Below are 6,173 nucleotides of genomic sequence, written 5' to 3'. Positions count from 1 at the left end.
GCCCGGAGCCGCCCGGCGGCAACGGGGCCGGCCCCAACGGGCTGCCACAGCCCGCGCCGCCCCCGCGGCCGTACCCCGGCACCCCGCCGCTGTACCCGCCTCCGCCCGGCCAGGATCCCGGCGGGCCCCGGCGCAGCAGGGTGGCCGGACCGCCCAACTACGGCGCGCCGCCCGGCTGGACGCCCGCGACCACCCCGCAGGGCTACCCGCACAGCCAGCCGTGGCCATCGCCACGCGAGCGGCAGAACCCGCAGGGCAGCGGCCATCCCGGACAGCCGGACGAGGACTCGGCCCGGCGCGAGCGCGGCTCCGAATGGGATAGTGGCGGCTGAGCCACACTTCTCCCGGAGGTTGCCCGTGACCGGTGACGGCAATGGCGCCCGCGGCACCCAGCGACTCAGCCCGCTGCCCGGCTTCGACCAGGACCGGGTGGAGAAGGCCGTCCGCGAGATCCTCCTTGCCTGCGGCGAGGACCCCGACCGCGACGGCCTTCGTGACACCCCCGCCCGCGTCGCCCGCGCCTACCGGGAAATGTTCGCCGGCCTCTACAGCGACCCCGACGCCGTCCTCGACCGCACCTTCGACGAAAGCCACGACGAGCTCGTCCTGGTGTCCGACATTCCATTGTTTTCGGTGTGTGAGCACCATTTGGTGCCATTCCACGGGGTGGCGCACGTCGGTTACATTCCCAGCGACGACGGGCGGGTGACCGGACTGTCCAAATTGGCCAGGCTGGTCGACCTCTATGCGCGTAGGCCGCAGGTGCAGGAGAGGCTGACGTCGCAGATCGCGGACGCGTTGATGCGCAAGCTGGAGCCGCGCGGGGTGATCGTGGTGGTCGAGGCGGAGCACATGTGCATGGCGATGCGCGGGATCCGCAAGCCGGGCGCGCGCACCACGACGTCGGCGGTGCGGGGGATTCTGAAGACCTCGGCGTCGTCGCGGGCCGAGGCGCTCGACCTGATCAACGGGCGCAGTCGCTGATGCACCCGCTGCTGCCGAACCCCGACCGGTGCGCGGTGATGGGCGTGCTGAACGTCACGCCGGACTCGTTCTCCGACGGGGGGCGCTACCTCGACCGGGGCGACGCGGTCGCGCACGGGGTGGCGATGTGGCGGCGCGGCGCGGACCTGATCGACGTGGGCGGCGAGTCCACCCGGCCCGGAGCGTCCAGAGTGGACGCCGAGACCGAGATCGCCAGGGTGGTGCCGGTGATCGAGGAGCTGGCCGCGGCCGGCGTGCTGCTCAGCGTGGACACCACCCGGGCGAAGGTGGCCGAGGCGGCGCTCGCGGCCGGCGCGAAGGTGATCAACGACGTGTCCGGCGGGCTGGCCGACCCGGACATGATCAAGGTGGCGGCCCAGGCCGATGTGCCGCTGATCCTGATGCACTGGCGCGGGCACAGCCGGGACATGTACGCGCTGGCCCGCTACGACGACGTGGTCGCCGAGGTGCGCGACGAGCTGTGCCAGCGGATCGACAACGCGCTGGCCGGCGGCGTCGACCCGGGTGCGCTGGTGATCGACCCCGGGCTGGGCTTCGCCAAGAACGCCGAGCACAACTGGGCCCTGCTCGACCGGCTGGACGTGTTGCTGGGCCTGGGTTTCCCGGTGCTCGTCGCGGCCTCCCGCAAGAGTTTCCTCGGCCGGCTGCTCGCCGCCGAGGACGGCACGCCGCGCCCGCCGGACGGCCGCGAGGACGCCACCACGGCGATCTCCGCGCTGGCGGCCATGGCCGGCGTCTGGGGGATCCGCACGCACGACGTCGGGCGCACCCTGGACGCGATCGCGGTCGTCTCGGCGTGGAAAGGGGCCAACGGTTGACCGACCGGATCGTGCTGACCGGCCTGAAGGTCCGCGGGCACCACGGCGTGTTCGACCACGAGCGGCGCGACGGCCAGGACTTCCTTGTCGACGTCACGGTGTGGATCGACCTGAACCTGGCCGCGCGCACCGACGACCTCGACGACACCCTGGACTACGGCGCCATGGCGGCCAGGGCCGCCGAGATCGTCAGCGGCGAGCCGCGCCGGCTGATCGAAACGGTCGCCGCCGACATCGCCGAGGACGTGATGACCGACGCCCGCGTGCACGCCGTGGAGGTCACCATCCACAAACCGAGCGCGCCCATCCCGCTCACCTTCGCCGACGTCGCGGTGACCGTCCGCCGCTCGCGCCGCGGCGGCCGGGGAGGTGGGCCATGACCCGCGCCGTGCTGTCGATCGGATCCAACCTCGGCGACCGCGAGGCCAACCTGCGCATCGCGGTGGAGGTCCTGTGGGACTGGCTGCGGGCCATTTCCCCCGTCTACGAAACGAAACCGTGGGGCGTCGAGGATCAGCCCGACTTCCTCAACGCGGTGCTGATCGTCGACGACCCGGCCGCCGACGAGTGGACCTGGCTGCACCGCGCGCAATCCGCGGAGCACCACGCGGGCCGGGTGCGTACCCGGCACTGGGGCCCGCGCACCCTCGACGTCGACATCGTCACCGTGGACGGCGTGACCAGCGACCACCCCGACCTCCGGCTGCCCCACCCCGGGGCCCACGAGCGCGCCACGGTTCTGGCGCCGTGGCTGGACATCGAGCCGCACGCCGGGCTTCCCGGTCACGGCCTGGTCCGCGAACTCCTTGCCGGGACGGACACTTCGGGCCTGCGCAAGCGCGACGATCTGCGTCTGGTCGGCACGGCATGAGGTTCACCAGGGCGCGGGACCTCGTCGTCGCCGGCATCATCGCCGCCGTCGTCGTCTACCTCGGCGTCCGCCTGGTGTACGGCAGCCTGCCGCCGCTGCCGGCGCTGGCCGGGATCACGCTGCTGGCGCTGGCGATCGTGGAGGCGGCGTTCGGCACGTCGCTGCGCGGGCGGATCAGGCGGATGGCCGAGGGGCGGCCGGACGACGGGCGGCCGCTGCATCCGTTGACCGCGGCAAGGGCGCTGGCGCTGGCGAAGGCGTCGTCGCTGCTCGGGGCGATCATGCTCGGCGCCTGGCTCGGGGTGCTGGCGTACCTGTTGCCGCGCCGGGACGAGATCGCCGCGGCCGCCGGCGATCTGCCGGCCGCGGTCGTCGGCCTGATCTGCTCCGCGGTCTTGATCGCGGCCGCCCTGTGGTTGGAATATTGCTGCCGGACACCGCGTGACCAGGATGATCGTCGGCCGGGTGATCTTGGTGAACCGGCCGGGTGAACTCGGGTCGGTTTCGCGTCGATAACGGACGGGTATGGTACGGCGCATGCCAGCCGTGTCGCATTGGACAGCGGAGGCCTGATGCCCCTGACCCGCTCGGGCGAGCCCGCCGAGCCGATCAGCCGATCGCGTGGTGGCCAGCTCCTGCTCGGCACCGGGTTGGTCCTGGCCCTTGCGGCGGCCGTGGCGCTGGTGGCCACCGAGGACCTGCGGTACCTGCGCCTGGCGATCCTGGCCGCGCTGTGGGCGGCGCTGGTCGGGGCGTTCCTTGCGGCCAAGTACCGGGGGCGGCTGTCCGATCGCGACGAGCACGCGGCCGACCTTCAGTCCATCTACGAGCTGGAGCTGCAGCGCGAGATCGCCGCCCGGCGCGAGTACGAGCTGCAGGTCGAGGCGGAGATCAGAAGCGAGCTCGAGCGGGAGTCCCGCAAGGATCTCGACGGGCTGCGCCAGGAGCTGCACTCGCTGCGCCAGACCCTTGAGAGCCTGCTCGGCGGGGAGGTGCTGGTCGAGCGGTACGCGTTGCACGCCCAGGGCACCAGGATGCGCCCGCTGGCCGAGGAGCGGCAGCTGCGCCAGCCCCAGCTCAAGCGGCTCACCGCCGGCCCGTCCGGCGGTCACAACGGCTACGACCCGGTGACCGAGCGCATCGAGCGGGTGGTGGACGCGGTGCGGGCCGCGCCGCCGAAGCCCCAGCCCGATCCGCGCGCGCCGTTACCCCGCCGCGGCGACCGGGCCGAGCGGCCGGCCTGGCCGTCGCCCGACGCGACCCCGGCCGCCAACCAGCCGCGCGTGGTGGACCCCGCGCACCCGGTCATCGAGCCGCCCTCCGCCCCCGACCTGCCGCGCGTGGTGCCACCGCCGCGCACGAGCTCGGGCACCGGGTGGAACGCGGATCCGGCGCGAAACCCCGGCACCGGTCGGAACGTGGAGCCGCCGCGCACGAGCTCGGGCACCGGGTGGAACGCCGACCCGGTGCGTAACCCTGGCACGGGGCGGAATATTGATCCGGTGCGGAATCCGGGCACGGGCTGGAACGTCGATCCGGTGCAAAACTCTGGTACGGGGCGGAACGTGGAGCCGCCGCGCAATCCGGGCACCGAGTGGAACGTCGACCCGGTGCGAAACCCTGGCACCGGGCGGAGCTTCGAGCCAGTGCCCAATGCGGACATCGGGTGGAACGTCCTGCCCGCGCGGAACGGGAGCACCGAGCCGCCGCGGAGCACGGAGCCCCCGTGGCACGCGGACCCGCCGCGCGAGGCGGATCTCGGGTGGCGGCCCGAGCCCGCGCGGAAGGCGGAGACCCCGCGGGCGCGGGAGACCCCGCGGGCGGCCGAGACTCCGCGGATGCCGGAGCCCCCGCGCACCGCCGCGATACCGCGGGCCGAGCCGCCGCGACCGGCCGAGCCCTCCGCAACCGCGGAGCCGGCTCGGGAAGCGTGGCAGGAGCGCCTGTTCGCGCGGCCGGCCGAGCATCCGGCCGAGGTGTCCGATCGCTGGTTCCTCGCCGACTCCTTCAAGTCCGAGATGGCGCCGGAGAGTCCGGGATCCGGCCGGCACGCGCAGCCGAACGGCGCCGGGGCCGCGCGCTCGACCGGCGGCCGCCGCAGGCGCTCCGAGCCGACGCCCCCGCCCGAGCCGCAGCCGCGGCGGCACGCCCGGTCCGAGCCGGAGGCCGGCGGTGGCCGCCGGCGCCGTGCCGAACCGGACCAGCCCGGCGGGTCGCACTCGCAGGGCCACTCGGTCGCCGATCTGCTCGCCACGCACGGCAGCACCGGCCCCCGCCGCCGGCGCCGTCGCGAGGACTGACCACGCACCAGTGAGGGCTTCCGGCCTAGTGACGGCGGGCCGGGGGTCCGCCCGAGCGGCCGGAGATACGCAGCCGCCAGCCGACCGGGCAAAGTAGTGCTACCAGCCCTGCCCTCACCTTGAATGGAGCACAGTTCACCGACGTGACCAGCCACCCGCCGAGGCACGGCCATACACCACGCCGCCTGACCGTGCTGCTGCCCGTCGCCGGGCTGCTGGTGCTGGCCGCCTGCGGGCTGGCGCTGCTCGCGGTGAGCACGGCCCGGGTGGGGCTGGTGGCCGAGCTGGTCGGGGTGGCCGGGGCGCTGCTGCCGGTGGGACCGGTGGTGGCCGCGTTCCTCTGGGTGGACCGCTGGGAACCCGAGCCCGCGCGGCTGCTGTGGCTGGCGTTCGGGTGGGGCGCGTGCGTCGCCACGATCACCGCACTGATGATCAACAACACCGCGGAGGCAGTCGGCGACCTGCTGCTCGGGCAGGGCGCCGGCGACAAGGTCAGCGCGGTCGTCTCGGCGCCGCTGTTCGAGGAGGCCGCCAAGGGCGCCTTCGTGCTGGCGATCCTGCTGCGGCTGCGCGCGGAGTTCGACGGCGTGATCGACGGGATCGTCTACGCCGGCTTCGTCGCCGCCGGGTTCGCGTTCACCGAGAACATCTACTACTTCGGCCGGGCGTTCGCCGAGCACGGGTTCGGTGACACCGGCACCGGCGGCGTGGTCACCGCGTTCGTGCTGCGCGGGGTGCTGTCGCCGTTCACGCATCCGCTGTTCACCTGCGCGATCGGCGTGGGGCTCGGCGTCGCCGCGCGCACGCCGAGCCGGCCGCTGCGGGTGCTCGCGCCGGTCGCCGGCTACGTCACCGCCGTGGTGCTGCACGCCCTGTGGAACGGCTCGGCGACGCTGGGCACCGGCACGACGTTCCTCAACGTGTACTTCCTGATCATGGTGCCGATCTTCCTCGCCGGCGTGTGGTTCGCGCACTGGCACCGCCGCCGCGAGCAGCGGATCGTGGCCGCCGCGCTGCCGGATCTGGTGGCGCAGAAGGCGATCGCGCCCACCGAGGTCGGCCACCTGGCCAGCCTGACCGGCCGCAGGGCCGCCAGGACCGCGGCCCGCCGGCGCGCGGGACGCCCCGCGGCGCGGGCGCTCGGTGCGTACCAGGCGGCGGTCAGCGAGCTGGCCTTCC

The 6,173-nt window shown here is 74.0% G+C and carries 7 protein-coding genes and 1 pseudogene; all 8 read left to right on the top strand.

Annotation, left to right across the window (positions count from 1 at the left end; translation table 11 throughout):
- Window positions 1–332, top strand: a pseudogene (locus tag VGX25_RS18710) (cell division protein FtsH); the annotation flags it as partial.
- Window positions 333–357: 25 nt separating this feature from the next.
- Window positions 358–984: a GTP cyclohydrolase I FolE gene (gene folE, locus VGX25_RS18705; protein ID WP_326919105.1), complete on the top strand. Its 627-nt coding sequence runs from the start codon at window positions 358–360 to the stop codon at window positions 982–984.
- Window positions 984–1,823: a dihydropteroate synthase gene (folP, locus tag VGX25_RS18700; RefSeq protein ID WP_326919104.1), complete on the top strand. Its 840-nt coding sequence runs from the start codon at window positions 984–986 to the stop codon at window positions 1,821–1,823. Before folE ends, folP begins: the two co-directional genes overlap by 1 nt.
- A complete protein-coding gene (folB, locus tag VGX25_RS18695) occupies window positions 1,820–2,203 on the top strand; it encodes a dihydroneopterin aldolase (protein ID WP_326919103.1) in 384 nt (127 codons plus the stop codon). Before folP ends, folB begins: the two co-directional genes overlap by 4 nt.
- Window positions 2,200–2,694 carry a 2-amino-4-hydroxy-6-hydroxymethyldihydropteridine diphosphokinase gene (gene folK / locus VGX25_RS18690; protein ID WP_326919102.1) on the top strand — a complete coding sequence of 165 codons (495 nt, stop codon included), beginning with the start codon at window positions 2,200–2,202 and terminating at the stop codon, window positions 2,692–2,694. The genes folB and folK overlap by 4 nt, the downstream gene beginning before the upstream one ends.
- The gene (locus VGX25_RS18685; RefSeq protein WP_326919101.1) at window positions 2,691–3,185 is read left to right on the top strand and encodes a DUF3180 domain-containing protein; all 495 of its coding nucleotides are present in this window, start codon (window positions 2,691–2,693) and stop codon (window positions 3,183–3,185) included. The genes folK and VGX25_RS18685 overlap by 4 nt, the downstream gene beginning before the upstream one ends.
- Window positions 3,186–3,266: 81 nt before the next feature.
- Window positions 3,267–4,994 (top strand): DUF6779 domain-containing protein, encoded by a 1,728-nt coding sequence (locus VGX25_RS18680; RefSeq protein WP_326919100.1) that lies wholly within the window; start codon window positions 3,267–3,269, stop codon window positions 4,992–4,994.
- Between the two features lie 191 nt (window positions 4,995–5,185).
- On the top strand, window positions 5,186–6,173 hold a 988-nt coding region (locus tag VGX25_RS18675; RefSeq protein WP_326919106.1), incomplete at its 3' end, for a PrsW family intramembrane metalloprotease.

It is taken from the genome of Actinophytocola sp., assembly GCF_035942955.1.
GTDB lineage: Bacteria > Actinomycetota > Actinomycetes > Mycobacteriales > Pseudonocardiaceae > DASYTH01.
Note: the sequence above shows the minus strand (reverse complement) of the source record. Positions and strands in the feature narration are given on the sequence as shown.

Coding starts and splice junctions, on each gene's coding strand:
- VGX25_RS18685 (WP_326919101.1), top strand. CDS start 2,691: ATGAGGTTCACCAGGGCGCGGGACCTCGTCGTCGCCGGCATCATCGCC.
- folP (WP_326919104.1), top strand. CDS start 984: ATGCACCCGCTGCTGCCGAACCCCGACCGGTGCGCGGTGATGGGCGTG.
- folK (WP_326919102.1), top strand. CDS start 2,200: ATGACCCGCGCCGTGCTGTCGATCGGATCCAACCTCGGCGACCGCGAG.
- VGX25_RS18680 (WP_326919100.1), top strand. CDS start 3,267: ATGCCCCTGACCCGCTCGGGCGAGCCCGCCGAGCCGATCAGCCGATCG.